The 25,855-nt window shown below is 67.5% G+C and carries 26 protein-coding genes and 1 pseudogene; 11 read left to right on the forward strand and 16 right to left on the reverse strand.

Translation table 11 applies throughout. The annotated features are described in order from the left end of the window. Positions 1-24: 24 nt before the first annotated feature. The gene (locus BM337_RS05970) at positions 25-372 is read right to left on the reverse strand and encodes a DUF5802 family protein (RefSeq protein WP_089814867.1); all 348 of its coding nucleotides are present in this window, start codon (positions 370-372) and stop codon (positions 25-27) included. Between the two features lie 313 nt (positions 373-685). Here BM337_RS05970 and BM337_RS05975 point away from each other — a divergent pair, with 313 nt between their 5' ends. Further along, the gene (locus tag BM337_RS05975; protein ID WP_089814869.1) at positions 686-1,786 is read left to right on the forward strand and encodes a hypothetical protein; all 1,101 of its coding nucleotides are present in this window, start codon (positions 686-688) and stop codon (positions 1,784-1,786) included. A 166-nt stretch (positions 1,787-1,952) separates the two neighbouring features. Next, complete coding sequence (locus tag BM337_RS05980) at positions 1,953-2,696, forward strand: ArsR/SmtB family transcription factor (protein WP_089814871.1); 744 nt, start codon at positions 1,953-1,955, stop codon at positions 2,694-2,696. A 12-nt stretch (positions 2,697-2,708) separates the two neighbouring features. Here the strand turns inward: BM337_RS05980 and BM337_RS05985 are convergent, their stop codons facing one another. Continuing rightward, on the reverse strand, positions 2,709-3,281 hold the full coding sequence (locus BM337_RS05985; protein WP_089814873.1) for a hypothetical protein: 573 nt from the start codon (positions 3,279-3,281) through the stop codon (positions 2,709-2,711). Between the two features lie 128 nt (positions 3,282-3,409). Then, positions 3,410-5,734: a PAS domain S-box protein gene (locus tag BM337_RS05990; protein ID WP_089814875.1), complete on the reverse strand. Its 2,325-nt coding sequence runs from the start codon at positions 5,732-5,734 to the stop codon at positions 3,410-3,412. 271 nt (positions 5,735-6,005) lie between these two features. Here BM337_RS05990 and gatD point away from each other — a divergent pair, with 271 nt between their 5' ends. Beyond that, positions 6,006-7,262 carry a Glu-tRNA(Gln) amidotransferase subunit GatD gene (gatD, locus tag BM337_RS05995; protein WP_089814877.1) on the forward strand — a complete coding sequence of 419 codons (1,257 nt, stop codon included), beginning with the start codon at positions 6,006-6,008 and terminating at the stop codon, positions 7,260-7,262. 88 nt (positions 7,263-7,350) lie between these two features. Here gatD and BM337_RS21715 read toward each other — a convergent pair whose 3' ends face one another. Together BM337_RS21715 and BM337_RS06000 are read right to left on the reverse strand one after the other, a co-directional pair. Further along, the gene (locus BM337_RS21715) at positions 7,351-7,482 is read right to left on the reverse strand and encodes a hypothetical protein (RefSeq protein ID WP_281244877.1); all 132 of its coding nucleotides are present in this window, start codon (positions 7,480-7,482) and stop codon (positions 7,351-7,353) included. Beyond that, entirely contained in the window at positions 7,475-8,107 is a 633-nt protein-coding gene (locus BM337_RS06000) for a Pycsar system effector family protein (RefSeq protein ID WP_089814879.1), read from the reverse strand. Before BM337_RS06000 ends, BM337_RS21715 begins: the two co-directional genes overlap by 8 nt. Positions 8,108-8,218: 111 nt before the next feature. Between BM337_RS06000 and BM337_RS06005 the strand changes: the two genes are divergently transcribed. Next, positions 8,219-9,124 (forward strand): GNAT family N-acetyltransferase, encoded by a 906-nt coding sequence (locus BM337_RS06005; RefSeq protein ID WP_089814881.1) that lies wholly within the window; start codon positions 8,219-8,221, stop codon positions 9,122-9,124. Positions 9,125-9,158: 34 nt separating this feature from the next. Here the strand turns inward: BM337_RS06005 and surE are convergent, their stop codons facing one another. From surE to BM337_RS06025, 4 genes are all read right to left on the reverse strand, one after another. Next, positions 9,159-9,944 (reverse strand): 5'/3'-nucleotidase SurE, encoded by a 786-nt coding sequence (gene surE / locus BM337_RS06010; protein WP_089814883.1) that lies wholly within the window; start codon positions 9,942-9,944, stop codon positions 9,159-9,161. A 61-nt stretch (positions 9,945-10,005) separates the two neighbouring features. Further along, positions 10,006-10,284: a ubiquitin-like small modifier protein 1 gene (locus BM337_RS06015; protein ID WP_089814885.1), complete on the reverse strand. Its 279-nt coding sequence runs from the start codon at positions 10,282-10,284 to the stop codon at positions 10,006-10,008. A gap of 68 nt (positions 10,285-10,352) precedes the next feature. Continuing rightward, positions 10,353-12,149 carry a cation:proton antiporter regulatory subunit gene (locus BM337_RS06020; protein WP_245778614.1) on the reverse strand — a complete coding sequence of 599 codons (1,797 nt, stop codon included), beginning with the start codon at positions 12,147-12,149 and terminating at the stop codon, positions 10,353-10,355. Next, positions 12,146-13,393: a potassium channel family protein gene (locus BM337_RS06025; RefSeq protein WP_089814890.1), complete on the reverse strand. Its 1,248-nt coding sequence runs from the start codon at positions 13,391-13,393 to the stop codon at positions 12,146-12,148. The genes BM337_RS06020 and BM337_RS06025 overlap by 4 nt, the downstream gene beginning before the upstream one ends. A gap of 116 nt (positions 13,394-13,509) precedes the next feature. On the opposite strand from BM337_RS06025, the gene BM337_RS06030 reads away from it, so the two are divergent. Continuing rightward, positions 13,510-14,706 carry an NAD-binding protein gene (locus BM337_RS06030; RefSeq protein ID WP_089814892.1) on the forward strand — a complete coding sequence of 399 codons (1,197 nt, stop codon included), beginning with the start codon at positions 13,510-13,512 and terminating at the stop codon, positions 14,704-14,706. Between the two features lie 23 nt (positions 14,707-14,729). Here the strand turns inward: BM337_RS06030 and BM337_RS06035 are convergent, their stop codons facing one another. Further along, on the reverse strand, positions 14,730-16,214 hold the full coding sequence (locus BM337_RS06035; RefSeq protein WP_089814894.1) for an HPP family protein: 1,485 nt from the start codon (positions 16,212-16,214) through the stop codon (positions 14,730-14,732). A 94-nt stretch (positions 16,215-16,308) separates the two neighbouring features. Continuing rightward, positions 16,309-17,034, reverse strand: a complete 726-nt coding sequence (locus tag BM337_RS06040; protein WP_089814896.1) for a nucleoside phosphorylase — start codon at positions 17,032-17,034, stop codon at positions 16,309-16,311. Positions 17,035-17,344: 310 nt separating this feature from the next. Here BM337_RS06040 and BM337_RS06045 point away from each other — a divergent pair, with 310 nt between their 5' ends. Further along, positions 17,345-18,751 carry a putative sodium/potassium/calcium exchanger gene (locus tag BM337_RS06045; RefSeq protein WP_089814898.1) on the forward strand — a complete coding sequence of 469 codons (1,407 nt, stop codon included), beginning with the start codon at positions 17,345-17,347 and terminating at the stop codon, positions 18,749-18,751. A 78-nt stretch (positions 18,752-18,829) separates the two neighbouring features. Further along, positions 18,830-19,009 carry a hypothetical protein gene (locus BM337_RS06050; RefSeq protein WP_089814900.1) on the forward strand — a complete coding sequence of 60 codons (180 nt, stop codon included), beginning with the start codon at positions 18,830-18,832 and terminating at the stop codon, positions 19,007-19,009. Positions 19,010-19,072: 63 nt separating this feature from the next. Here BM337_RS06050 and BM337_RS06055 read toward each other — a convergent pair whose 3' ends face one another. After that, complete coding sequence (locus tag BM337_RS06055; protein WP_089814902.1) at positions 19,073-19,906, reverse strand: DUF63 family protein; 834 nt, start codon at positions 19,904-19,906, stop codon at positions 19,073-19,075. A 119-nt stretch (positions 19,907-20,025) separates the two neighbouring features. On the opposite strand from BM337_RS06055, the gene deoC reads away from it, so the two are divergent. The 3 genes from deoC (at position 20,026) to BM337_RS06070 (ending at position 22,240) form a co-directional block, all read left to right on the forward strand. Beyond that, the gene (gene deoC, locus BM337_RS06060; protein WP_089814903.1) at positions 20,026-20,688 is read left to right on the forward strand and encodes a deoxyribose-phosphate aldolase; all 663 of its coding nucleotides are present in this window, start codon (positions 20,026-20,028) and stop codon (positions 20,686-20,688) included. Between the two features lie 73 nt (positions 20,689-20,761). Further along, a complete protein-coding gene (locus tag BM337_RS06065) occupies positions 20,762-21,730 on the forward strand; it encodes an aldo/keto reductase (RefSeq protein ID WP_089814905.1) in 969 nt (322 codons plus the stop codon). A gap of 63 nt (positions 21,731-21,793) precedes the next feature. Next, complete coding sequence (locus tag BM337_RS06070; protein ID WP_089814907.1) at positions 21,794-22,240, forward strand: universal stress protein; 447 nt, start codon at positions 21,794-21,796, stop codon at positions 22,238-22,240. Between the two features lie 742 nt (positions 22,241-22,982). Here BM337_RS06070 and BM337_RS06075 read toward each other — a convergent pair. After that, on the reverse strand, positions 22,983-23,411 hold the full coding sequence (locus BM337_RS06075) for a universal stress protein (protein ID WP_089814909.1): 429 nt from the start codon (positions 23,409-23,411) through the stop codon (positions 22,983-22,985). Between the two features lie 242 nt (positions 23,412-23,653). Here BM337_RS06075 and BM337_RS06080 point away from each other — a divergent pair, with 242 nt between their 5' ends. Beyond that, a complete protein-coding gene (locus BM337_RS06080; RefSeq protein WP_089814911.1) occupies positions 23,654-24,502 on the forward strand; it encodes a manganese catalase family protein in 849 nt (282 codons plus the stop codon). A gap of 440 nt (positions 24,503-24,942) precedes the next feature. On the opposite strand, the gene BM337_RS06085 is transcribed toward BM337_RS06080, so the two are convergent. From BM337_RS06085 to BM337_RS21855, 3 genes and pseudogenes are all read right to left on the reverse strand, one after another. Next, positions 24,943-25,245, reverse strand: a complete 303-nt coding sequence (locus tag BM337_RS06085) for a hypothetical protein (RefSeq protein WP_089814913.1) — start codon at positions 25,243-25,245, stop codon at positions 24,943-24,945. Between the two features lie 55 nt (positions 25,246-25,300). Further along, on the reverse strand, positions 25,301-25,552 hold the full coding sequence (locus tag BM337_RS06090) for a type II toxin-antitoxin system HicA family toxin (protein WP_089814915.1): 252 nt from the start codon (positions 25,550-25,552) through the stop codon (positions 25,301-25,303). A gap of 3 nt (positions 25,553-25,555) precedes the next feature. Further along, positions 25,556-25,828: pseudogene (locus BM337_RS21855) on the reverse strand (type II toxin-antitoxin system HicB family antitoxin). Between the last annotated feature and the right edge of the window lie 27 nt (positions 25,829-25,855).

The raw sequence follows: 25,855 nt of genomic DNA on the forward strand, positions 1-25,855 counted from the left end.
CGACCGTAGCCGTGGGTCGGTCGGCTACACCGCCGTCCCTTCGGCGACCGGGAGCAACTGCTCCGCACGGTCGGCTTTCGCCAGGAGTACCTCGTGGAGCGCCGGCGGGTTGCGAACGGAAGTGTCCTCGAGCAGGTCGCGTGGGACCGCGAGCGTGTCCGCGGGGACCGACTCGTCCCCCCGGACGGCGAGGTGGTGAGTGTCGAGTTTCATGACGAGCGGATGGTCCGTCCGTTCGACGCCGTCGCCGGTCGCGTACAGTTCGCGGTTGACCTGTTCGTGTTGTTCGCGGGAGATCGCCGGTTCGCCCTCGGGATGGGGCTGGACGTACAGCCGCCCGAGGTAGTAGCCCCGGGAGAATCGTTCGAACATGCTGTTCACTGGCTGTTAGACATTAACACACATAAACACTCGCCCATAGCGTTTTGTCGTCGGGCAATCCGACCGGTCGACAGGCGGGCCGGGTCGGCGCTGTCGAAGGACGAACGTAACTGCGAGATGCGATGTACTCGCTGGGGGCCGGCGTCGCGGACCAGAGCGACTGAAATACGTCGATAAACGCTCTTCGAACTCCTGGCGGCGTTTCACCCCCTCGGTGAACGGTTCGAACGGAGACGGAGGGCGGGCTGAACGGTGAGAACAGTGACTGTCGTTTTATAGGTGTCTGGTATAGAATGAATCGAGTATGAACACTCGGGAGGTAGCGGTGGTCGCAGTCGTCGTCCTGGTGGGCGTTGCCGGTGCAGCGCTCCCCACCGTCGCGGCGACGACGGCGGACTCCGCGGCACAGGTCGAGGAACCGAACGAGACGGCCACGGAGGCGAACGCCACCGACAGAGGGAGTGGCGACGAGCCGGCCGCGTTCGGTACCCAGATGACGGCGTTTATGCAGAGTAGCGCTTCGGAAGCGAACGACACGGTCGAATCAGGCATGTGGACGGCCGGGTTCGAGCGTGCGAACGAGTCGAAACAGGCCCAGATGGCCGAACGGCGAGCGGGCTCGCTCGAACAGCGACTCGAGCGTCTCCGGGAGCGGAACCAGACCCTCACGGAGCGATACGAGAACGGCTCGCTCGACCGGGCGGCGTACGTCGCCCAGTCCAGTCAGCTCTCCGGCCGCATCGCGGCGCTCCGCACGAGCGTCGACGAGACCGACCGGGCCGCCGAACGGGCGGGGATCAACGACACTCGGCTCGACACGCTCCGCACCGAGGCTAGGAACATGACCGGCCCGGAGACTGCGGGCGTCGCCCGTGACGTCGTCGCCGGGGGGCAGGGCCCACCGGCCGACCGCGGCCTGCCAGGTGAGCGCGGGAACGGTCCCGACGTCCCCGGCAGCGGGAACGGTACCGACGCCGGCAACCTGACCGGGAACGTGAGTCTCGGGAACGGCGACCTGAACGTGACGAATACCACTGGCAGTTCGAAAGGGGGTGGGAACGCAAACCCTAGCGACAGGGGTGTGGGCACCGGGTCAGACGGTACGGGATCCGGTGACGCCTCGAATAGCGGGAACGGTAGTTCCGACGGCACCGGTGCTGACGGCGACTCCGACGACGTGACCGGGTCCGGAAACAGCGGTGACGTTCCGGGAAATGGGAACGCGGGATCTGGCACTGGTGACGCCGCCGATCCCGACTCCGGTGACGACGGCGACGACGCTTCCGGGAACGGTGACAGAAACGGAAACGGGGACAGTAGCGGGAGCGACACCGGCGACACCGATAACGGAGCCGGTGGAAACGGTACCGGCAACGGTCTCGTCGGGGACCTCCTCGGTCTCTAGACGAGCGACCCCCGGTCCGCCGGCGCCTGATCCGACGGCGCCTGGTCCGTTTCGACGACCGATTCGCGACATCCGAACCAACCAGTAGACGACGGCGGGACGGCGTCGGCTACCGGCGCGCCGGAGGAGACACGCTTTTCCGTCCTGGGACACTATCCTCAGGTGAATGGACTCCGCCGAGTTGCTCGACTTGCTCGGGAACGCGAACCGCCGTCGCATTCTCAGGTTGCTCGCGCACAAACCCTGTTACGTGACCGAGATCAGTGAGTACCTGGGCGTCAGTCCGAAGGCGGTCATCGACCACCTCGGGAAACTCGACGACGCCGGCCTGGTCGAGAGTCGCACCGACGACCGGCGGCGCAAGTACTTCTCTATCGCACGGAACCTCCGCCTCGAGGTCCAGGTCTCGCCTCACGAGTTCGGTGCGAAGAGCGCCTACCCCGCGAACCCGGGCTTCGACGTGAGTTCCTGTCGTTACGTCAGCATCGAAGTCGACGGCGCTGACGGGGACAGCACCGACGGGGACGGCACCGATGGCGCGACGAGCGTCGACGACGCCGGCGACGATGCCGGTGAGGACGTCGACGCCGATACGGAGGCGTTGAAACGGCACGCCAGGGAACTCGAGCGACTCAAACAGCTCGAAAACGAGCTCTCGCTGGCCCAGCGGTGGGTCCAGGGCAGTCTCTCGGAGGTCCGGGAGAACATCGACGAGGCCGTCGAGGACGGCACCGACGACGGCCGCCTCTACGCGGCCGTCATCGGCGCGCTCGCCACCGGTGACCGCGACGTCCGGACGATCAGTCGCGACGTCGAGGCCCACCCCGAGTTCGTCGAGGAAGCCCTGGAGTGGCTCGCCAGTGAGGGCATCGTCGAGCAGTCCGGCGAGACCTGGCGCCTGTGTGACTGACCGTGTCGCGGACTACAGGTCGCGGGTCACGCCGTCCCGCAGGTCACGCCCCGCGTAGAAGCCGCCGACCGCCGCCAGGGCGCCGACGGCGGCGCCGGCGATGGGTACCAGCCCGCCCGTGACGACGGAGAGTCCCATCGCACCGAGAAAGAGCGCCAGCGCACCGCTCGCACCACCGGCGGCCGCTGCCTCGAGGTAGCGCGGCTTCGCCGAGAGCGTCCCAACGAGGCCGGCCATCAGGAAGATGCCGAGAAACCCGGCGAAGGGGATCAGGGGGATCAGGTTCCCGAGGACGAAGGCGCCGACGAGCGCCGCCCCGAGTTGCAGGACGAAGGTCGTCGGCGAGAAGACGCTGCTTGCGCGACGCTTGAGGCGGCCGACTCGCGAGGACTCTGTGTCGGTGGTTTCGGCCGGTGCCGACGTCGACGTACCGATCCCGAACTCCGTCCCGTGTTCGTCCGGGCTGGCGACGGTGCCGTCGCCGTCGACGCCGAACTCGTCGCTATCGATGCCGACGACGTCCTCGTCGGCGCGCTTCCCGCCGCCGTCCCCGTTCCGGGTGAGTTCGTCCGTCCGTTCGGCCATAGTCGTGTCTCCGGACCGAGCGTTCAAGGTCCTTTCCCCGTCCGATCGCCGCGCGGTCAGGCCGTTCGCTGTCTGCTCTTGGAAGCCCGAGCTCTCTGTCGAACAGCGTCGACGGGCCGGAGCCGACGTCACGCTCGCGTTTCGACGCCGGAGAGGACGATCCGAGCGCCGCCGCCCTCGCTCTCGTGGACGTCGACCGCCCAGCCGTGGCCGTCGGCGATCTGTTCGACGATCCGCAACCCGAGCCCGGTGCCGCCAGGGACGCTGGAACGACCAGCTTCGAACACGCCGTCACGGTCGGGCTCTGGAATTCCCTGGCCGTCGTCGGCGACGTAGAATCCGTCGTCGGCGTCACCGACCGTCACCGTCACGCCCTCCCCGTCGTGCTCCACCGGGTCCGCTGGAGCTTGCGAGGGAGGGATCGTGGAGTTGTACTTCACGGTGCCGTCACTCGTCTGGGACTCGTGACGGCTTGCCGACGCGTGCTCGACCGCGTTGTGGAACAGGTTCTCCAGCAGTTGCTGGAGCTGGCACCGGTCGGCACGGATCGTCAGGTCCGTCTGGACCGAGAGGCTCGCCTCGTCCGTCTCCACGTTGTGCCAGCAGTCAGCTGCCACGTCGGCGAGCGAGACGAACTCCGGTTCCGTGGCCGCGTCCCCCTCGCGTGCGAGCGTCAGAATCTCGTCTATCATCGTCTCCATCCGCTCGTGTGCCCCCACCACCGGGTCGACGTGCTCGCTGTCGCACTCCTCCTGGATCATCTCCATGCGACCGCGTGCGACGCTCAGCGGGTTTCGGAGGTCGTGGCTGACGATGCTCGCGAACTCCGAGAGCCGCTCGTTCTGCCGTTCCAGTCGTTGCTCGCGCTCCGTCCGTTCGGAGATGTCGCGTCCCATCCCGACCACGCCGGTCACGTCGCCGCTGGTGTCCGTGAGTCGTGCGCCGGTGAACTCGTAGGGGACGCGGTCTCCATCCGCCGTCACGAGGTCCGCCTCGACGGTCGCGTGCCCCTCCGACAGCGCCGTGGCGATGGCCGACCGGACTCGCTCGGTGTCGTCCTGGGGAAAGAGGTCCGACAGTTCGAGGTCGGCGATTTCAGCGTCGTCGTAGCCGGTCGCCGCCGCGAGCCGGTCGTTCCAGCGGCGGAACATCCCGTCGGTGTCGAGCACGTAGAAGACGTCCGCGAGCGCGTTCAGCGCCTGGTCGACGAACTCGCGTTCCTCGCGGAGGTCGCGTTCCGACGCGATGCCGTCCAGCGCCGTCGTCGCGTGAACGGCGAGGGTCTGGGCGAGGGGAACGTCCGTCGTCTCGAACGCGTCGGCGTCGTCCACGCCCACGAGGAGGACGCCGTGGTCGCCGAGCGGGAGGATCATCTCGCTTCGCATCGACGTGTCCTCGTTCAGGCGGTCCTCGGCCGTGGAGACGTCGTCGTACACCTGCCGTTCACCGTCTTCGAACACCTGCCACGCGATCCCTTCGCCTCGCGGGAACGCCGGGGGTTCGCCGAGTATCGCCTCGGTCTCCTCGGTCCAGACCGTCGGCCTCAGACAGTCCTCGTCCTCGTCGTAGCGGTAGACCGCCGCCGCGGGCAGGCCGAGGATGTCCCGCATCGCTTCCGTGGCGGTCTCGGCCACGTCCGCGAACGACGTCGCCTGCATGAACGAGCGAACGGTGCAGTGAAGTCCCTCGATGGCCCGCTCGCGGGACTTGCGCTCGGACTTGTCCCAGACGCTGCAGATGAGTTCGCCGTCCTTCGTCTTCGCGAGCGTGTGGTCTTCGACGAAGGTGGTGCCGTCGGCGCGCACGCCGGTCGTCTCGCCGGACCAGACGCCGGTCTCCTCCAAGTCGGGGATGACGTCGGCCTGAACGAGTTCGATGTCCTCGTCCGGGTAGGTGATGGTGAACGACTCCCCGAGCATCTCCTCTGGCTCGTAGCCGTAGATGTCCGCGTACGCCTGGTTCACGTAGACGTACTCGCCGGATTCGGCGACGATGCTGATCCCCTCCTGGGCCGCTTCGATGGCATCAAGGTGGCGACGCTTGGCCTGCTCGGCCCGCGCTCGCTCGACGGCGTTGACCACCCGGTTCGCCAGTATCGCGTACTGGTCCGCTCCGGTCTGCTTCTGGAGGTAGTCGGTGACGCCAGCCGAGATCGCGTCGCTCGCCACCTCCTCGCTCCCCTTGCCGGTGAACAGGATGAAGGGGAGTTCGGGGTGGTCCTCCCGGACGGCCTCGAGGAACTCGATACCGTTTCGCTGCCCCATGTCGTAGTCCGAGACGATGCAGTCGACACCACCGTCCTCGAGGCGGTCGAGACCGTCGCCGGCACTCGTCGCCGTCTCCACGACGAGGCGGTCGTTCTCGCGTTCGATGCAGGTCGCCACCATCTCCGCGAAGTCCCCGTCGTCCTCGACGTGGAGGACGCGGATCCGGTCGGCTGTCGACTGTTCCATTACTGTCCAGCACACGAAATCCGGTAATAATTGTTTTGGACTGACAACTAACTGTGAAATTTAATCGGCGGGTCGGTGACGTGCCCGCTCCGGCCGGTGTGCCTGTCGCCGACTCGTTGGCCCCGGTCGGTTCCTCGGTTCCGTTCTTCCTTGCCGGTTCCTTCGTTCCGTCCTCGCGGTGTACCCGGCCGGCTGCGCCCGAGGCGACTCCCATCGCGCCGTCGGTCGACGAACGAGTGGATTCAAGTCCGGCGGGGCGGTATCCCGGGGCATGAACGCAGGCGACCGGGTGCGCGTCGACCGCGCGGACCAGACCTTCGAGGGCGTCCTCTTGCCCTCCAGCACGCCCGACCAGATCGTCCTCAAGCTCGAGGGTGGCTACAACGTCGGCGTCGACCGCGACGCCGCGAGCGTCGACGTGCTCGAATCGGACGTGTACGACGTCGAGGGGGCACAGGACGAACAGAGCGAGTCCGCCGTCGAGTTCGACGAGGACCTGCCGACGGTCTCCCTGATCTCGACGGGGGGCACCATCGCCTCGACCGTCGACTACCGAACCGGTGCCGTCACGGCCCAGTTCGACGCCGAGGACGTGCTCCGGGCGGTGCCCGACCTCGCCGGGATGGCCAACTACCGGGGGCGCGTCGTCGCCAACATCCTCTCGGAGAACATGACCCCAGCGGTCTGGCAGGACCTGGCCCGCGCCGTCCACGAGGAGATCGAGGCCGGCGCCGACGGCGTCGTCGTCATGCACGGCACCGACACGATGCAGTTCTCCGCCAGCGCCCTGGCCTTCATGCTCGACACGCCGGTCCCCATCGTCTTCACCGGCAGCCAGCGCTCGGCGGACCGCCCCTCCTCCGACAACGTGATGAACGCCGTCTGTTCGGTCGAGGCCGCACTCAGCGACTGCGCCGAGGTGCTGGTCTGCATGCACGCCTCCGAGTCCGACGACGTCTGCGCACTCCACCGCGGCGTCCGCGTGCGCAAGAACCACACCTCGCGGCGCGACGCCTTCGAGACCGTGGGGTCCGAACCGCTCGGCGAAGTCGACTACGGCGGGAGCGACGAACCGAACGAGGTCACGTTCCGCCGCGAGCACGCCCAGCGCGGCGAGGTCGACCTGGACCTGAACGAGGACCTCGCCACCGACGTCGACCTCGTGAAGTTCACGCCCGGCACCGACCCGGCCTTCCTCGAACAGTGTTCCGAGAACTCGGGCGTCGTCATCGAGGGTACCGGCCTGGGCCACGTCAATACCGACTGGATCGACACCATCGAGGACCTGACCGACGGCGGCACCCACGTCGTCATGACCAGCCAGTGCATCGAGGGGCGGGTCTGTGACCGGGTGTACGACACCGGTCGGGACCTGCTCGACGCCGGCGTCGTCGAGGGCGAAGATATCCTCCCTGGCACGGCGAAGGTGAAGCTGATGTGGGCGCTCGCGAACTCGGAGGACGTCGCCGACACGATGGGACGCTCGCTCGCGGGCGAGATTACGACGCGGTCGGTCCCCTGGACGTAATCCCTGCTCGTCTGTCAGCTGTTCAGTTCATCGACGACCTCGATATCACAGACGTCGGTGACTAAAAATCAGTTACTACTAGCGGAGGTCACTCGTCCGAATCGAGGTCACCGCCACCCTTCTGGAGTGTTTCCATTTCGGCGACCAACTCCCCCTCGTCGTCCCTGTACACTCCGTCGGCATCGGCGAGTGTTCCCTCTGGCTTCTCGTATTCAGTCATCGGTCGGAATTTGTCTGTCCAGGGTTAAGTATTCTTCCCGGAGAATGTACCGGGAGAAAACCAGCGCTATCGTTACGGACGAGAATACGACGGCGAGGTCTATCCACGATTCGTCTAGGAGGACCAGAACGACGCCTACACCGAAGAAGAGGAGCAGTCCACTGGCGAAACTAGCGAGACACCGCTCGAAGCGTCTGGCATTCGTGACGACGACCCTCCGGTTAGCCCTGATAGCCTGACTGTATCCGCGGAGGAGCACGTCTTTGTACTCTTGCTCGGGGACCTGTGCCTGTGACATGAAATCACCGATTCCTGCGGAGGGGCCGTATTCGAACTTGCTACTGAGGTACGTGACGATCGCGTAGACTAGCGAGACGAACAGCGACGTGATAGCAAGCGCCGCCAATGCGAGCGCACCACCATTACTCGCGCCGATAGCGAACCCCTCATTACTGGCAATGAGCGAGACGCCCGTCAGTATCAGTCCCGCCAGGATGCCAACGAGCCGGGCGACGTATGCCGCCTTGTCGTCGATGCCGTTGAGCGTCTCGACCTGGGTTTGAATCATCTGCTCGTAGCGGTGTAGCAGATCGATCTCGGAATCGAACTCGTCTTGCTCCGCCATCTGATGGGGACTCCAACCGTCATACAATATATAGTTGTTCGACAGCCAGATACAGCGAGTAATCCATCGTCCGTAACTGAGTTCAAGACCCTTCCCGCCCATCGGTGATCCATGAACGGAACCGTCGTCCGGCAGGCAACCCACGACGATTACGAGGCGGTCGAAGCCTTCACGCAGGACACCTGGGCCGACCAGGGGCGGGGCGACTACATCCCCGACGTGTTCCACGACTGGGTCGACGCGAACGGGCCCGAGTGGCGGACCGTCGTGGTCGAGGTCGACGGCGACGTCGCCGGAATCTGCCAGGGGAAGTTCCTCTCCGAGCACGAGGCGTGGCTGGAGGGGATGCGCGTCCACCCAGAGTACCGCGGCGAGGGCCACGGGCTACGGATGGTGAGGGACCTCTTCGAGTGGGCGCGAGACGGGGGCGCGACCGTCGCGCGCAACATGGTGTTCGGGTGGAACGACGCCGGCCTCGGCCAGTCGATGGCGGCGGGGTTCGAACCGCGGACGAGCTTTCGGTGGGCGGAACCGGAGCCGGAGCCACAGTCCGCGGGGCAGGATCCGCAAGTCGTCGACGACCCGGCGGCGGCCTGGAGTTACTGGGCCAGGAGCGACGCGCGGGATGTGCTCGGCGGACTTTCCCTGGACAGTGAGCACTCCTGGACGCTCTCGGAACTCTCCCGTGAGCGACTCCACGCGCTGGCAGACGACGAGCGCGTCTTCGCGGTGAAAGACGACGGTACGCGCGGGATGGCGGCGCGAGTCAGGACCACGGAGCGATCCACCGAGGACGACGCCACCGAGACGCTGGCCGAGTACGCCGTCGGCGCGTGGGCAGACGTGACGGCCGCGAGGCGACTGCTCGACGCGATTCGCGCCGACGCACACGAACTCGGTGCCGACGCGACCAGAGTGCTGATCCCGGAGTCGCCACGTCACGTCGCGGAGGCGGCGGCCGCTCGCGTCGGATTCAGCGAGCACTGCGACTTCGTGCTGGAGGCGGACCTGACGTAGCGGAGTGAGTACTGGGTTTCTCGTGCCGTTATCGTTAGTCGCCGTCGTCGAGAACGTCGAGAAGGACCTCCCGTTCGACAGAGTCGAAGCCGACAGTGAGCGGCGAGATGCTGACGTCGTGGTCTTGGAGCGCTCGGCGGTCAGTCTCACCCTCCTCGGGTGGCAACTCGCCTTCGACGTCGTCTCTGAGCGGGTCGTAGACGCGATCCACGAGGGATAACTGGTCGCCGTCGCGCTCGACGGTGACGTCGAAGTCGTCGACTGGGCGGGTAATACGCGTCCGCGGGGGCTCGGTGGGGTTTGTGGGCACGTGGACGTTCAGGTAGTCGGTCGGTTCGAGGGCGTCGGCGTCGAGCAGGTCCGCGACGAGCGAAGCCGTGAACCCCGTGGTCGTGGCGAACGTCTCCCGGTCCGGTTCGCGAACGTGGCCGACGGTCACGTCGTAGGCCGAGACGGCGACGCCCGGCGTTCCCAGGTGGGCGGCTTCGGCGGCGCCACCGACGGTCCCCGACCGGCCCAGTCGGTGCATCCCGATGTTCGGGCCGGGGTTGGGGCCCGCGACGACGACGTCCGGCGTCTCGTCGAGTCCCCGGAGTCCGAAGGCGACGCAGTCGGCGGGTGTTCCCTCGACGACGTAGCCCCACTCGTGGTCACGGACGCTGGCCTCGCGGGAGTTCGCACGGCCGACGCCGCTGTTGTCTTCGGCGGGCGCGACGACCGTCACCGACGCGATCTCCGTGAGTTCGTCGTAAAGCGCGGCGAGGCCGGGGCTGTCGATCCCGTCGTCGTTCGTCAGCAGGACGCGCCGATCCGCAGCCATAGCGTGACGATTTGCCACCAACTCCGAGGAACCTGTCGGTTCGCGCACAATTCGCGCGGACCTATCCTCCGCTGACCGGGGGAAAGAGCGCGAGTTCGTCGCCTGACTCGACCGTCGTCTCCAGCCCGTCGGCCTCGACGAACGGGTCGCGGCCCTCGTGGAGGAGGCGGATGTGGTCCTGGACCGTTCCATCGTCGTCGAGCACCTCGGTTTCGAGACCGGGGTGGGCCGCCACCAGCGCGTCGAGCGCGTCGCCGACGGTGGCGGGGGTGTCGACGTCGACAGCGACTTCCGAGTCGCCCGCGGTCTCGGCGAGCGTCGCGAACAGCGTCCACTCCATGTCGGAGTGGCCGTCCCCGGGAACAATGAGGGTTGCGGGGCCCGGTGCGTCAGCGCTCGCGGCCGCCGTCAGCGGTCATGGTCGTCGTCGCCGTCGCGGTCGTCGGTCTTCCCATCGGAAACGCCGTCCTCGTCGTCAGGGACGGCGTCGCCGTCGTCGTCGGGCCTGCCATCGCTGTCCGGACCGTCGCCTTCACCCCCACCGAGCAGTGGGTCGGCCAGCGGGTCGTCCTCGCCCACGTCGAGGGGCGTGAAGGGGACGGCGTCGTCGTCGGCCGGTTCCTCCACGGCTTTGTCGTCCGACTGGCCGTCGGCGGTCTGTTCGTCGACGTCGCCACCGGACGCGTCTGTGGCGTCGTCAACCTGTTCGTCGTCAGTCGCCGTTCCCTGGCCGACGGACGCGTCGGGGACGTCCAGTTCCCGGTCCATCCCGGGGAGGTCGTCGGTGTCCGCGAACGCGTCGCCGTCGAGGAGCGACTCGTCGTCCTCGCCGTTCGACAGCTCGGCCGACGGCGCGTCGTGGCCGTCACCCTCGCCCTCACCGGATCCGCCGTCCGTATCGTCTCCGTCGTCCAGTTCCGCGGCGGGGTCCGGGGCTTCTTCCGAGGCCGTCTCGGCCTGCTCCTCGTCGGGTGACTCGTCCGAGTCGTTGGCTGTCTCGACGGGTTCAGACCTCTCCGACACGGTGTCCGTGACGCCGCCCTCTGGCCCTCGCCCGGCTGCCTCGACTTTCCGGAGGTTCTCGGGCGTCGCGATGGCGTAGACCACGTCGCCGGGCTGGAGCGCCCGGTTCCTGGCTGGCAACGGTTCGGGGCGCTCGTCCGTCCGGGTGATGGCGGCGACGGTCACGTCGAGGGCGTCGACTGTCACCCCGTCGAGGTCACTCCCGCCCTCGACGGTGACGGTGGCGAGCGTCTCGTCGGCCGAGCGGAGCAGCGACGCGAACTCGCGGTCGGGGCGGTCCTGGACGGGGAGCGTCACCAGCTTGTACCGATCCGCGGGGTTCAGCTTCGGCGTGTCGGCGGCGTCGATAGCCACCGTGACGACGTCGCCCGCGACGCCGCGGAGCTCGCCCGTCAGGACGCGTTTCAGGGGGTCGGTCTCCCAGACCTGGACGAGGTCGCCGGCGCTGGCGGCGTGGGCCGGGTCGGCGCGGATGGCGACGGCGTTGGTCGCCGGCGGGAGCGTCGGACCGATGCCGGCCGCCCGCGAGCCCACGGCCAGGAACGACACCGAGCCGTCGTCGCCGACCTCGACGTCGACGTGGCCGACGCCGTAGTCGGTCCTGAGCCGCGAGACGAGACGCTCGCGGAGTTCGGCCTTCGTTAGCCGTCGTGGAAAGAGGAATCGCCGGCCGGCCAGCGTCTCCTTGGTCTCCTCGGTAACCGGGTCGTAGCCGACGATGTCGGCGACCTCGTCGGGCAACTGGACGGTCGTGACGCGGCCGACGGTCTGGACGATCTCGCTGACGTCGGCGTCGACGTCGCTGACCCCCGTCGCGGCGAAGAGGTCGACGCCGAGCCTGTCGCCGAAGCGGGTGCCAGCCGTGGCTGCGAGTCCGCTGGTCAGGAACGCAGCGACGTGGACGAGCGCCGTGGCGAGTACGATGTCCCGACCGTCCGGGGAAATCTCCTCGGCCAGCAACGTCGTCGTGCTGAGCGACACCGCGACGACGGCGAGTCCGGCGAGCAGCGAGAGCCCGGTGGGCACGCGTTCCCGGACGTACCAGCGGTACGCGAGCGCGACGCTGCCCGCGACGACGCCCGCGAACACGGCGACGCCGAGGACGCCAGCGAGCGTCACCGTCACTCCTTCGGTGGTCGGTCCCCCCAACTGCGCAACCGCTTCGGCCGGCGGGAGACTCACGCGACCGCCTCCGCGAACCCGTCGAGAGCGTCGCGAGACCCGACGGCGTACAGTTCGTCGCCGGCGGCGAGCGTCGTCTCGTCGCCGGGAGCGATCTGCCAGTCGCCGCCGTTCCGGACCGCCAGGACGGCGACGCCGTAGGTGTCACGGACTGCCGCGTCACCGAGCGAGGCGCCGGCGAGTGCGCCGCCGGCCGCTACCGTCAGGCGACGGAACCGCTGGTCGGCCCGGCGCAACAGCGAGACGAGTTCGTACTCCCGCCGGGTGCCCCGGGACTCGACGACGACCTTCGCCTCGCTGGCGCGCAGCAGGGGCTGAGCGTCCGTCCGCGTGACGCCGACCGTCAGTCGACCCTCACCGCCGTCCGTGGTCGGCGCGCGAACGGGCGCGGCGGGGAGGTCCTCTTCCTCGCCGTCCCCGACTGCGCCTTCCGCGTCCAGGCCGCCTGTCTGGTCGACGTCGGGTGCCGACGCCTCGTTCGAACGGGCGCTCAGGACGGTTCCGCGTGCCTGTGCGTCCGGGGTGATCACCGTCAGTTCGTCGCCGCGGGCGAGCCCCGTCGGCAACAGCGCGTCGACGGAGACGGCGTGGTCGCCGTCGTCGATGCGCTTCGACAGGCCGGAGAAGGGCGGGGCGGCGACGACCGACGCCCGGCCCCGCTCGTCGATCGCGACGGCGGCGTCGCCCAGGTCGAACGTCTTCGTCAGGCGCTCTTCGAACCGTTCCTCGATCTCAGCGATCCGGAGATCCGCCGGAAAGGTGAACTCCTCGCCGCGAATCTCCGCCCGGAGTTCCTCCGAGAGAGGTGGGTACCCCTCCATGTCGGCGACTTCGCCGACGACGCGGACGCGGACCTCGCCGCGGCCGCCGACGAACTCGACGACGTCGCTCGAGAGCGTCTTCTCCCGGAGTTTGTCCAGCGAGAGCCGGCGGGGGAGCTCCGCCCCCATCTGGTCGCCCTTCGCGTGGGCGTACATCGACGCCATCGTGACGACGAGAATGGCGGTGACGACCCGCTCGGCGTTGGGCGCCGAGGTGATCGACTTGTCCGCGAACGCGAGCAGGCCGCCGTTGACGCCCGCCAGCGCGATGGCCAGCACCGCCACACCGAAGCTCGGGATGGTGACGCCGGCGAAGTACTTGAAGGTGAACGCGAGCCCCCACGAGACGAGCGCCGGGATGATCCCGACGAGCAGCCCGAGATAGATGCCGAGGAGAATCTCGACCGGGAGGGGAGAAGCCATATTCCTTCACTCTGCTGGCGCCGCTTATCGTTTCCGGCGGGCGGGGGGCGACCGGCGCGTGAACGCCGTCTGCCGGACAGCGGGGTTTTACGGTGACCGACGGTAAGGGGACGTGCATGGACAGGGTACGCGAGTGGTTCGGCGTCCGCGCGACGCTGCTGTTGCCGACGCTGGTGGCGATACTCTCGTTCGTCACCGGGGTCGCCAACATCAGCGCACCGGTCGACGCCAGACCGCTCGACCCGTATCTCCCCGAGGCCGTCGCCCAGACCGTCGCCCAGACCGTCGGCTTCACCGGCACGCTGACCGGGTTCCTCCTGCTCGTCAGCGCCTACGGACTCCGGCGTCGGCTCCGGGTCGCCTGGTACGCCACCCTGCTGTTCCTCCCGATGTCAGCGGTTCAGGGGCTCCTTCAGGGGAGCGTGACCGTTCCAGGCTTCGGCCCGGTGCCAGTCTCGGCGCCGCTCATCGCGCTCTCCCTCCTCTCGATTCCGACGGTCCTGATCAACCGACGGTTGTTCGACCGCGAGCTGGAGCTGTCGGCGGCCCAGCAGGCGTCGATCGCGGCGCTACTGGGCGCGCAGGTGTACATCACCGCCGGCGCGTACGCGCTCAGGGACGACTTCTCGAACCTCTCGACGCTGACCGACGCGCTGTACTTCGCTATCGTCACGTCGAGCACGGTGGGATACGGCGACATGGCACCGGTGGATGGAGCGCAGTCGGCCAGACTCTTTACCCTCTCGGCCATCGTCGTCGGCACCGCCAGTTTCGCGCTCGCGCTCGGGTCCGTGCTCGGCCCGGCCATCCAGGACCGCATCACCAGGGCACTCGGCACCATGACAGACACGCAACTCGACCTGCTCGAGGACCACGTGCTCGTCCTCGGCTACGGCGACCTGACGGAACCGATCCTCGAGGAACTCACCGACGTCGTGGAGTACGTCGTCGTCACGCCCGACTCGGCGACGGCCGCGACGCTCCAGCAACGCGACGTCGCGGTGCTCACCGCCGACCCGAGCGACGAGGAACCACAGCTCCGCGCCGGTATCGAGCGGGCGCGCGCAGTCGTCACCGCGACGAACGACGACGCCCAGGACGCGCTCTCCATCCTCACGGCCCGCGAACTCAACCCGGAGGTCCGCATCGTCGCCGCGGCGACGGACCGGGAGAACGTCCGGAAGCTCAAACGAGCGGGCGCCGACTCGGTTATCAGCCCCGCGGTGCTGGGCGGCCACCTGCTCGCCGAGTCGGCGCTGGGCGAGGACGACTCCGAGGAGGTCGCCGACCGCATCGTCGACGACGAGGTCTAACAGGTTCGCTTCGGCGCCCGGCCCTACCCGCGGTCGACGATGGCCACGTCGGTGTCGAGGTCGCCCAGCCGTTCGAACGTCGGCGGTGAGACGAAGCGGGAGGCGGCGCTTCGGTCCCGACTCGCGCCGACGAATACGAGATCGTAGTGGTGGGCGTTCTCTCCGAGAAACTCCAGGATCGGCGAGCGGGAGATGCGGGTCTCGATTGGGCCGCGGAACGGCTCGACGAGGTCGGCGAGCATCTCCTCGGCGCGGCGGAGGTTCCCGCTGGGGCCGACGCAGTGACAGACGCTCACGGACCCCGCGTCACGAGCCAGCCGCAGCGAGAACTCGACCATGCTGTGGGCCACGTGGCTGGTTTCCCGGACCGGAACCATCGTCCGGCGCCAGTCGGTCCGGCCGTCGTTCGACCGGTGGACCAGCACGTCGATTTCGCTGGCGAACAGGTCACGGACGAACGGCGCGAGGCTCCCCCCACGCCCCCGGTACGGGACGGCGAGGAGGTCACAGCCGGTCGCCCGGGCTGCCTGGAGGATCGTCGCGGCCGCGTCCCCGCGGTCGACCGCGACGACGACCTCGCAGGGCACGTCGACGACGGACGCGATCTCGGCGGCCCTGGCTTCGAGCGTGCCGGCCGTCTCGGCGACGGCGCGCTCCGGGCCGGACTCGGTGTCGCCGGCTGCCGAGGCCCTTTCGTCGCTGTTCGGGCCGTCCGTCGCGAGCGTGACGTCGTCGTGGCTGTCGAGGAGCGCTCGCTCGGCCGCGGCCGCGGCCTCGTCGGCCACCACGTCCAGCAGCACGACCTTGCCCGCGTCGTGGGCCGCGGCGAGTCGGGCGCCGAGCATGGCCGTGGCGTGCGCGTGGTCGCCCCGCATCGGCACCAGGACGTGGTCGTCGCCGCTCGTCGACTGGTAGAGTATCGTCGCGCGCTTCTCGTAGAACTCCGTGCGCCAGATCCAGAAGACGACGGCCACGAGCGTCGACGTGAGTCCGACGCTGGTGACGAACGCGAGCTGGGTGTCGAGCGGGACGAGCAGGCCCAGCAGCGCCGTCGAGTACGCCGCCGGCTCCTCGACGTCGGAGGCCCAGGTGATCGCGCCCGCCAGGAACACCGCGACAGCCGCGGCGACGACGCTGACGCCGTTCCCGGTGGCTGGCGCGACGATGCCGACCGCGGTGGCGAGCCAGAGCGCCCCCCAGCCACAGCCCGCGCCCACCGTCAGCCCCGTGACGAATCGCACGGGTGAGGCGTACTTCCCTCGCGGGTTCGAGAAGAGGGTGTACGTCCCCGACGCGAGTGGCGGGAACAGGAGAAAGGAGAGCGTCTCGAGCGTGTTCGAGAGGTACGTCACCGTTGCGACGAGCAACGGAACGAACACCAGCGCGGACAGGCGGACGAGGTTGGACGTTCGCTCGACCCAGGCGCGAAACTCGCGGAGTTCTCGCCGTTCGAACCGACGGACCCGGCGCGCGAACGACGTCCAACGGTCCCACAGCCGGTCACGCATTGCCTCCCTGTTGGTCGGACGGGCGATAAAAGTCCCGTGGACCGGCGGCGGGCCGGACCGCCGTTGGGTCTACACCGGGTGGAGAGAGGCTCGTTCAGAGTTCGGTCGTCGCGTCCAGCGCGATGCCGATGGCCCGCTCGACGTTGTTCTTCGCCTTCGGGGGCAGTTCCTCGGCATCGGTCTCGCCCTTCTGGGTCCCTTCGACGAGGTTACCGTCGACGGTACAGATAGCGCCTGCGCGCATCCCTTTCCGTCGTGCGAGGGTAAACAGCGCGGCGGCCTCCATCTCGACGGCGAGCAGGCCGGCGGCCTCCCAGTTCTCGACGTACTCCTCGGTCTCGGCGTAGAACGCGTCGTCCGTCGCGATGGGGCCGACGTGGACGTCCTCGCCGTTGGCTTCGGCGCCGTCGACCAGTGCGGAGAGCACCTCGTAGTCCGGGACTGCCGGGACCGTCGCGTCCTCGTAACGCTTGGTCGTCCCCTCGTCCTTGGCGGCGCCCGTCGCGACGACCATGTCGCCGATCTCGATCCCTTCCTGGAGGGCACCGGTCGTGCCCACGCGCAGGACGGTGTCGACGCCGACGGCTTCGAGTTCCTCGACGGCAATTGCCGCCGACGGCGACCCGATGCCGGTCGAGCAGATCGTCAGCTCTCGTCCCTCGTAGGTCGCATTGACGACGCGGTACTCGCGGTTCTCGGCGACGACCGTCGAGTCGTCGCACTGGGCCGCGATGCGGTCGACGCGCCCCGGGTCCCCCGGCACGAGCGCGACGTCTGCCAGTTCGCCCGACTCCACGAGCAGGTGCGGTTGTTTCGCCATGACGAATGCGAGGGCGGGCACGCCTTTAAACGTCGATGCTTCGCCGGTATCACCGGGCGATCTGGTCCCCTATCAGCCTTTCGAATACGCTCGCCGTACTGCGGTTTCCGCCGCTGAGACGGTGTCGGAGCGTCGTCAGCTGATCGCTAAGACGACACTAGTCTCGCCTGGCCTGTCGTTTGACTGTCACGCTGTCTCACGCCGGCGCGAGACAGGTCTATCTTATCGATTTCGGGCGAGAAGTATCCCAACGCTGATTTCTCGAACGGTTTTGCCGGTTTATCCGGTCTCAGGCCCTCTCTCGCAGTGCATGCTACGCAAACTAACAGCCGTGCTCGTCGCGGTCGCCGTGATGGCTGCGGTGCCCACCGCAGCGCTGGCCGCGCCAGCATCGGACGACGCGCAGGCGTCGACAGTGACCGTCACGAACGCCCAGGTCGACACGCTGGAACTCCAGAACTCGTCGGTTGACAACGTGACCATCGAGGAGCTCCGCATCGACCAGATGACGGTCGAGAACCAGAGCGACGGGAACGCCTCCGAGCAGACGCTCGGTGACGACGGCACCGTCGTCTTGCACAACGTCTCGTTCGACACCCTCTCGCTGGAGAACGCCTCCGCCCAGGGCCTCTCCGTCGGCACGAACGAGACGAACGACACCGGTGCTGGCACGAACGACACGAACGCCACAACGGCCGGTGACGAAGCAGACGTCGGTGACGTCGACAGCGTCGTCATCGAGGAGATGCACGTCGAGAGCTTCACCGTCGAGAACCTGAACGTCTCCGAGCAGGAAGGCGACGCCCAGGACGCCGAGGGCTTCGTCGACTTCATCAGCAGCCAGTTCGAGGACGGGGAGAACGACAGTGACGCCGCCGGCCTGAACGACACCGAGAACGATTCGGTCGGTCTCGACGAGTCCGACGACACCGCCACTGACGGCGTCGACGTCGGCGACGACGCCAGCGACTCGGCCGAGAGCAGCGGTGAGCTGGTCGTCGAGAACGTCACCGTCGGTGACCTCACCGTCGAGCAGATGAACGTCGGCACCCTCACCAGCGGGCAGGCCGACGGGGGCGAGGACACGCTCGGTGACGCTAACGAGACCGAGACGGGTCTCGACGAGTCCGCCGAGAACGAGTCCGCCGAGAACGAGTCCGCCGAGAACGCTTCTGACGGGATGGACGTCGGCGACGAGGCGAACGAGTCCGCCGGCACGAACGCCAGCGAGGACGGCGGAGAAAGCGCGGCCCAGACGCTCGACAACGTCTCCATCGACAGCGCCACCATCGAGACGCTCGACGCCGACACGATGTCGGTCGAGAACGCCTCGCAGGAGTCTGACGAGACGAACGACACCGCCGGACTCGCCGAGGACGAGAACGAGTCTGACGCGGGCGTCGACTTCGACGAGACCGAGGAGAACGACACCGAGGGCGTCGGTGTCGGCGACGACGCCAACGACACGGACGCCGGTCTCAACGAGTCCGGCGAGAACGACACCGACGGAATCGGCGTCGGTGACGACGCCAACGACACCGGTGTGAACGACACGACCGGTGCGAACGCCACTGACGGCAACGAGTCGGACGACGGTGGTATCTTCGACATCTTCGGTGGCGACGGCAACGACACCGAGAGCGCGAACGACACGGACGGTAACGACACCGACGGAAACGATTCGGACGGCGGCGGTATCTTCGGTGCACTCGCGTAATCGACGTATGACACGCTGAGACCCCTCCGACCCGGGTCACCCGAACGCATTTTTTCGTTGCCGGAGTACGTCCAGTCGATGCCAAAGCTCGACGTCAAGCTCTGGGTCGACGACCGGACCGACGTGGTGACGTACACCGTCGACGGGGACCTGAAACGACCCGGCGACGCCATCGAACGCGCACGTGAGGAGGCCGCTTCGGAGGGATACGACGAAGTCAACCTGAAAGAAGTCAGCCTGCGGGAACCGGCTCAGTGAGCGCAGAGTAGCGCGGCGAATTCGGGAGCCCCCGGCCGGACCTCAGGTGGCGCCGGCCAGCCGTCAGGCGACGCCGGCCAGGAACAGGAAGAGGTTGTTCATTGCCGGGCCCAGACCGACGCCGATGACGGCCAGGAGCACGAGCGTCGCCTCGGCTGGATCCTCGTCGACGTAGCGGTTGAACGCGACGACGACGGCGGCGGAGACGACGAGCTTGACGGCGACGAAGAGCCAGCCCACGCCGATGATCTCCGCGGTCGGCAACTGGCCGGCGAACTCCATGATCGCTCGGGGAATCGGCGTCCGTTCGTGGACGCCGATGACGTCCGCGCCCACGGCCGTCGAGACGCCGTCCAGGGCGTGGGCGAAGACGACGACCGGTCCGACGTAGCGCGTCCGGAAGAACACGGGCGTCCGCCAGATGCTGATGAGGAATATCGTGACGACGGTGAGCGCCAGCGCGACGACGATGGAGATGGCGGGCCACACCGGGTCGAACGCACCGAGCCCCATCCCCTGGTAGGCGACCAGCACGAACAACACCGTCAGCACGCCGGTACCGGCGAATCCCATGTTCCGGTGGATGTCGTCGTCTTTCCCGCGGACGATGCCGACGACCGAGAGCACGAGCCAGACGAATCCCGTCACGACGAACGTCGTCAGGTAGACAGACGGCGCGCCGAACAGCGGCGCGTACGTCGGCGTGAACGCGCCGAGCTGGTAGAACGCGTGGAGCGCGCCGCCGATGGCGATCCACGGCGCCATCGCGAGCGCGAGTTTCTGGTCGATCGGGGGTTCGACGGCGAACAGTAGCGCCGAGACGAGGACGCACCCGCCCACGAGGGCCAGGAGATAGGGCAACGGCGGCAACGCCATCCCGGACGGAAGCACGAGCATGTCCCTGAGGGTGTTCTCCGCCGGGGAAAACCTTCCGGCCCGGTCCGACGACCGTCTGACTCGGTCTGGGACGGTTCGTTGGCGGGACGTTTACGGTGGTGCTCGACCACTCACCGAGCATGGACGACGTGCCCGCGCGGATAGAGCACACGGTGCTGGGGCCGGAGACGACGTGGAGCGACGTCGAGGGAGTCCTGGACGACGCGCTCGAGTACGGCATGCGGGCGTGTATCCCGCCGTGTTACGTCGCCGAGGCGGCCGCGTACGCGAACGTGCCGCTGGTGACGGTGATCGACTTTCCACACGGGCAGGGAGCCACCGACGCGGTCTGCGAGGAGGCCCGCCAGGCCTGGAGCGACGGGGCCGAGGAGGTCGATATGGTCTGCAACGTCGGCCGGCTGAAGGCGAAAGAGGACGAGGCAGTCCGCGAGCACGTCGCGGAGGTCGTCGCCAGCGTGCCGGTGCCGATGAAGGTCATCGTCGAGGCGCCGTTGCTGACCGACGAGGAACCCGACCGGGTGGGAAAACTCGTCGCCGAGGCCGACGCCGCCTTCCTGAAGACGGCGACGGGCTTCTCGGAGGGTGGCGCGACGGTCGCGGACGTCGAGCGGCTGGCGAAACACCTCCCGGTCAAGGCCAGCGGCGGGATCGGCTCGTGGGAGGAGGCGAAGGCCATGTTCGACGCCGGCGCGACGCGCATCGGCGCCTCCAGCGGCGACGTCATCGCCCGCGAGTGGCGCGAGGCGCAGTCGGACGGCGGGCCCGGTGACGCGGCGTACTGAGCGAATAGTGCCGTACTGAGGGCGATACCGCGGGAGCCACGACGTTTTTGGGGCCGGGAAGCGGAGTATCCTCATGGAGTATACGACACTCGGTGACACGGGCATGGACGTCAGCCGCATCTGTCTCGGCTGCATGAGCTTCGGCACCGGCCGGGAGTGGATGCTCGATCCCGAGGAGGGAAGCGAACTCGTCGAGCGGGCCATCGAACTCGGCATCAACTTCTTCGACACGGCGAACGTCTACTCGACGGGCGAGTCCGAGGAGATCCTCGGCGACGTCCTCGCCGAGTACGACCGCGACGAGCAGGTCGTCGCGACGAAGGTGTTCGGCGAGATGGCCGACGCGCCCAACCGGCAGGGCCTCTCGCGAAAGGCCATCGAGCAGGAACTGGCGGACTCGCTGGACCGACTGGGGATGGACACCGTCGACCTCTACCAGATCCACCGCTGGGACTACGACACGCCCATCGAGACGACGCTCCGGGCGCTCGACGACGCCGTCCGTCGCGGGCAGGTCCGCCACCTCGGCGCCTCCTCGATGTGGGCCCACCAGTTCCAGGAGGCCCTGCGAGTCGCAGAGCGGGAAGGACTCGAACAGTTCTCGACTATGCAGAACCACTACAACGCCGTCTATCGCGAGGAGGAACGGGAGATGGCCCCCCTCTGCGAGCGGGAGAACGTCGGCCTGATCCCGTGGTCACCGCTGGCTCGCGGCGTCGCCGCGCGTCCCCACGAGGAGGCCGGGTCGACGACCCGCGGCGAGACGGACGAGTACCTGGCGGGGATGCCGTACCTGCAGGGCGGCGGCGAGGAGATCAACGAGCGGATCCAGGAACTGGCCGCGGACAGGGGCGTCTCGATGGCCCAGATCTCGCTCGCCTGGCTGCTCCATCAGGACGCCGTCGACGCGCCCATCGTCGGTATCACGAGCGTCGAGCACCTCGAGGACGCCGCCGAAGCGGTCGACCTTGATCTGTCCGACAGCGACCTCGAATATCTCGAAGAACCGTACGAACCGCTGCCGGTCGCGGGCCACGAGTAGTCGGTACCGAGCGCGGTCCGGCGACGGCCAACAGTTAAGCGGAACCCGCTGCACGCCCAACGTATGGTTCTGCTCGTCCCGTTCGACGGTTCCGACCTCTCGACGGCGGCCCTGCACCGGGCCGCGGAGTTCTCCGAGTACACCGACGAGTCCGTCCTCGCGCTCAGTATCGTCCCCGAAGAGCCCGATTACGCCATCGAGCGTGGCTGGATAGACGAGGGGGATCCGTACGACCCCGAGGCCATCGGCCAGCGGCTGCGCGACCAGGTCGCCGACGTCGCACCCGCCGCCGAGTTCCGCTGTGAGATCCCCGAAGACGTGAGTTCGATGGCGTCGGTGACGACCGACGTCGTCCGGACGATCCGGGAAGTCGCCCACGAGGTCGACGCCTCCATCGTCTTCGTCGGCAGCGAGAACGCTGGCCGGGTCTCGACCCCGGTGTCGAGCGTCGGCGCGCCGGTCTCGGAGGACCCGGGCTACGACGTCCACATCGTCCGCCACGCCGACTGAGACGTCGTCCACATGGGTTTTCGAACGACGCGCTCTGGTCCGCATTCGTCGACGCTTTTGTCCTGTTCAGTACAGTGTGTAGAGGTATCATTTGGGTGGTTTCGAACGGGTGACGCGACTGGAAACGACAACACGTCGAAAGCCCTCGGTGCGCTCGACGCGCCCTGTGCGGGATATCCTCGCTCCTCCGTCGCTCGGATAGGGCCCGCGCAGGCCACGCGACCGCACCGCGCCCTTTCAGTCCTCCAGGCACAGCCCCGCTCGCGCGATACAACGCGCTCGCGATTGACTCCCCACCCCTCCCCGGATTCGCGCCGTCCGGCGCGAATCACGCGTCCTGACCGCTCCGCAACCGCCCGGCGGTCGGCCGGGAGGCCGTCTCGTCGGCCGACCCGGGGAAGGGCAGGGCTGCGGTGCTGTGCCTGGTGTCCTGCTGAGCGAAGCGAAGCAGGGCTCGGAAGACGAACAGAGTGAGTCTTCCGGTGGACTGAAAGGGCGAGGCGGGGTCCGGGAACCCCGGTCCACCAAGCACCGGAGCGGAGCGAGGAGCGCAGGTGGGCCGCGGGACCGGAGCCCGCCGAGGGCTTTCTGGGTGTTAGCGGTCTCCTTTCTTCCAGCGCTATCCCATCAAAACATCTGAGCACTTCACAGCGCTACACCACATTCTGCTCCTCGACGGCGAGACGTCGAGGGCGAGTACCGACCGACTCCAGAACTCTCGTCCGTCTCTCTCGGTGGCTGTTCAGCGCGTCACCGTGACCGGAACCGGCGAGCGCCTGACGACGTTCTCCGCGACGCTGCCAAGCAGAATCCGGGACATCCCCGAGCGGCCGTGGCTTCCCATCACGATCTGGTCGATGTCGTGCTCCCGGGCGTACTCGACGATGGTCCGCGTGGGCTTGCCGACTTCGACGACGCGCTCGACGGCCAATCCGGCGCTCTCTGCCTCGGCTTCGATCTCGTCGAACAGCGACTCCGCCTGTTCCTTCTCACGCTCGTACCACTCTTCGGAGAACGAGGGTATCGACGCCTGGGCGCTGTAGCCGGCCTCTGCGGGGTTGATCACGTGTAATAGCACGAGCGTCGCGTCGGGGAACTCGCCGACGACGAAGTCCGAGGCCTGGTGGGCCTGCTCCGAACCGTCGACCGGGACCAGGATGCGTTTCGCCATGCGAAAGAGTCCCATTCCAGAGGCATTGAAAGTTCCCCATCGTTCAGCGGGTCCGTGTCCGAGGGCGTTCGGTCCCGGCACGGCGGTGGTTGGGACGTTCACCTCGGGACCGTCGATTCGCCGTCGTCCTGCCGACGTTGTAGATTGGCCACTAGCTTCGGACAACGCCCGGGCAAAGCGACCGTTCTGGTAACAATACAATTTACCGTCACGCCACTCCTGTAGTCTGGAGTGAATTGATAGTGTTCTATCACGACAACGAACTACAGTACGAAGTCGAAGTCGAGGAACCGGACCCGACGTTCGCACGCGCCCTCCAGCAGGCCATCGGCGGCGTCGAGGGGGAGATGCGCGTCGCCAACCAGTACCTGTTCCAGGCCTTCGCCGTTCCGAGCGACCAGCAGGCATACAAGGAACTGCTGCTCGATACGGCGGCGGAGGAGCTGGGCCACATCGAGATGCTGGCCACCGCGGTCAAGAAGAATCTCCGGGACACGTCGGTGTCCCTCGGCGACATCAGCAGCGACGACGCCACCGGCCTCGCGTCCATCGCCGGAATGCAACCCCGGCAGTACCTCTCCGGCGGGATGAACCCGACGGCTACCGACGCCAACGGATTCCCCTTCAGCGGGAACTACGTCGTCGCCAGCGGCAACATCGCGGCGGATATGGTCGCCAACGTGATGGCCGAGTCCACCGGCCGGTTGCTCGCGACCAGGCTCTACGAGATGACGGACGACCCGGGGATGAAGGACATGCTCGCCTATCTCGTCGCCCGCGACACGATGCACCAGAATCAGTGGCTGGAACTCCTGACGGAACTGGGCGACTCCGAGGAACCGTTCGACGTCCTGCCGATTCCCGATAGCTTCCCCGACGCCGAGGAGAACGAGGAGTTCAACTACGCCTTCCTGTCGACGAACGTCGAGCCGACCGAGGACCCCGAACAGCCCTGGACGACGGGTGCCTCGCCGGACGGCGAGGGCGAGTTCTCCTACGTCCGCCAGCTGGACCTCGACGGCGCGCCACCGGACGTCGGGCACGCCGAGGCCGAGACGTACAACGACCCGACTCCCCGCGACGAAGGCTGATCACGGGCAATCACGCCTCGCAACCGGTCCGTCGGGCCGGGGTGACCGCAACCGGTCCGTCGGGCCAGGGCGACCCCAGCCGCCCGCCCGGTCCAGGCGAACGCCCGGTCCAGGCGGATGCCCGGTCCAGCCGCCCGCCAAGTCCAGGTGGACGCCCGTCTGCCGCGTCGTCTCTCGTCTCGCGGTGAAAAGATGACTCGGATCGGAATTAAAATTATTATCGCAAGTTATATCCACGGGTTCGGTGAGGTGTCTGCCACAGGCGGAGTCGAGCGAGGCACTCCCTCGCTACGGTCTGCATCAACCACGACCACGGGCCGGGTCTTCGACCCGCCGTGGTCCGATTTTCCGCCTGTCTTCCAGGACCGTGAGCGCACCGCTCGCCGTCTGGTTCGTCTGAACAGTCGCGAATAGCCGCCGCGCCAGCGACCGGTCGCCGGTCAGGTCCGCTCCCGTGCCGCAGCGACGTGTTGGCGTGCCTCCTCGGGCGTCATCCCCCGGACGCCACAGGAACAGGATCGGAGTTCCGGGTCGGTCAGGTCGTCCACCTGCTCCTCGCGAGCGCGGACGAGTTCGCCGCTCTCGGCGTCGTAATCGTAGTACATCCGGTAGTTGACCTGCGACACCCCTTCGATGCGGTGGTCCTCCTCCGGGTCGGGGTTGCGGATGGCGTCCTCGTGCTCGCCCTGCATCTCTTCTTTCCACTGCTGTAGCGTCGCTTCCGGGTCGCGCTCGTCGGTCATGTGGTGGGGATTGCGATGAGGGGTCAAAAAGTGGGGTGGCTGGCCAGTGTATCGGTTACTCGTTGGCGTTAATCCAGTCACAAAAATCTTCGAAATTCCGCGCTCCGGTCTCTTCGGCGATGTCTCTGAGCGTCCCGACCCGGAGTTCGTCGTGTAACGGGACCGTGACGTGCCAGCGGTCGTTCTCGTTCATCGGATGGACGTAGTACAGTTGCGCGTGGTCGCCCGTCGTTCGTCGCCACTCGAAGTTACCGGCGTTGACCAGTACCTTCGCGACTTCGTGACCCGAAAACGTTCGCCTCCCCATCGATCAGTCGAGTACGTCTGGCGGTTCCTCGTCGCCGGTCGTGTTGTCCGCAGGGTCGATACCGAGTTCCCGGAGTTCCTCGCCGGTCGGTTCACGGCCGATTTCGCCCTTCCGCAGAGCGACCGCTTCGTCGAGATTTTCCAGGGCTTCGGTCCGCGTCTCTCCCTAGGTCGTTACCTCCGTCTCGACGTCTCGCGCCACCCACCAGTCGTCCTCCTTGGTGAGGCGAATCTCCTGCTCCACGCCGTCTTCACCCGAGCGCGTGGAACTCGCCATAGTCGTTCTAGTGCGAACTGGCTGATA

Source organism: Halomicrobium zhouii, from assembly GCF_900114435.1.
Lineage (GTDB): Archaea > Halobacteriota > Halobacteria > Halobacteriales > Haloarculaceae > Halomicrobium > Halomicrobium zhouii.

What these genes read in the sequence shown, in the direction of transcription:
- BM337_RS06030 (WP_089814892.1), top strand. Translation starts at nt 13,510, where the DNA reads ATGGACAGGGTACGCGAGTGGTTCGGCGTCCGCGCGACGCTGCTGTTG.
- BM337_RS06050 (WP_089814900.1), top strand. Translation starts at nt 18,830, where the DNA reads ATGCCAAAGCTCGACGTCAAGCTCTGGGTCGACGACCGGACCGACGTG.
- BM337_RS06070 (WP_089814907.1), top strand. Translation starts at nt 21,794, where the DNA reads ATGGTTCTGCTCGTCCCGTTCGACGGTTCCGACCTCTCGACGGCGGCC.
- surE (WP_089814883.1), bottom strand. Translation starts at nt 9,944, where the DNA reads ATGGCTGCGGATCGGCGCGTCCTGCTGACGAACGACGACGGGATCGAC.
- BM337_RS06035 (WP_089814894.1), bottom strand. Translation starts at nt 16,214, where the DNA reads ATGCGTGACCGGCTGTGGGACCGTTGGACGTCGTTCGCGCGCCGGGTC.
- BM337_RS05990 (WP_089814875.1), bottom strand. Translation starts at nt 5,734, where the DNA reads ATGGAACAGTCGACAGCCGACCGGATCCGCGTCCTCCACGTCGAGGAC.
- BM337_RS06065 (WP_089814905.1), top strand. Translation starts at nt 20,762, where the DNA reads ATGGAGTATACGACACTCGGTGACACGGGCATGGACGTCAGCCGCATC.
- BM337_RS06045 (WP_089814898.1), top strand. Translation starts at nt 17,345, where the DNA reads ATGCTACGCAAACTAACAGCCGTGCTCGTCGCGGTCGCCGTGATGGCT.
- BM337_RS06005 (WP_089814881.1), top strand. Translation starts at nt 8,219, where the DNA reads ATGAACGGAACCGTCGTCCGGCAGGCAACCCACGACGATTACGAGGCG.
- BM337_RS06040 (WP_089814896.1), bottom strand. Translation starts at nt 17,034, where the DNA reads ATGGCGAAACAACCGCACCTGCTCGTGGAGTCGGGCGAACTGGCAGAC.
- deoC (WP_089814903.1), top strand. Translation starts at nt 20,026, where the DNA reads ATGGACGACGTGCCCGCGCGGATAGAGCACACGGTGCTGGGGCCGGAG.
- gatD (WP_089814877.1), top strand. Translation starts at nt 6,006, where the DNA reads ATGAACGCAGGCGACCGGGTGCGCGTCGACCGCGCGGACCAGACCTTC.
- BM337_RS05970 (WP_089814867.1), bottom strand. Translation starts at nt 372, where the DNA reads ATGTTCGAACGATTCTCCCGGGGCTACTACCTCGGGCGGCTGTACGTC.
- BM337_RS06075 (WP_089814909.1), bottom strand. Translation starts at nt 23,411, where the DNA reads ATGGCGAAACGCATCCTGGTCCCGGTCGACGGTTCGGAGCAGGCCCAC.
- BM337_RS05975 (WP_089814869.1), top strand. Translation starts at nt 686, where the DNA reads ATGAACACTCGGGAGGTAGCGGTGGTCGCAGTCGTCGTCCTGGTGGGC.
- BM337_RS21715 (WP_281244877.1), bottom strand. Translation starts at nt 7,482, where the DNA reads ATGACTGAATACGAGAAGCCAGAGGGAACACTCGCCGATGCCGACGGA.
- BM337_RS06000 (WP_089814879.1), bottom strand. Translation starts at nt 8,107, where the DNA reads ATGGCGGAGCAAGACGAGTTCGATTCCGAGATCGATCTGCTACACCGC.
- BM337_RS06025 (WP_089814890.1), bottom strand. Translation starts at nt 13,393, where the DNA reads ATGGCTTCTCCCCTCCCGGTCGAGATTCTCCTCGGCATCTATCTCGGG.
- BM337_RS05980 (WP_089814871.1), top strand. Translation starts at nt 1,953, where the DNA reads ATGGACTCCGCCGAGTTGCTCGACTTGCTCGGGAACGCGAACCGCCGT.
- BM337_RS05985 (WP_089814873.1), bottom strand. Translation starts at nt 3,281, where the DNA reads ATGGCCGAACGGACGGACGAACTCACCCGGAACGGGGACGGCGGCGGG.
- BM337_RS06055 (WP_089814902.1), bottom strand. Translation starts at nt 19,906, where the DNA reads ATGCTCGTGCTTCCGTCCGGGATGGCGTTGCCGCCGTTGCCCTATCTC.
- BM337_RS06015 (WP_089814885.1), bottom strand. Translation starts at nt 10,284, where the DNA reads ATGGAGTGGACGCTGTTCGCGACGCTCGCCGAGACCGCGGGCGACTCG.
- BM337_RS06085 (WP_089814913.1), bottom strand. Translation starts at nt 25,245, where the DNA reads ATGACCGACGAGCGCGACCCGGAAGCGACGCTACAGCAGTGGAAAGAA.
- BM337_RS06090 (WP_089814915.1), bottom strand. Translation starts at nt 25,552, where the DNA reads ATGGGGAGGCGAACGTTTTCGGGTCACGAAGTCGCGAAGGTACTGGTC.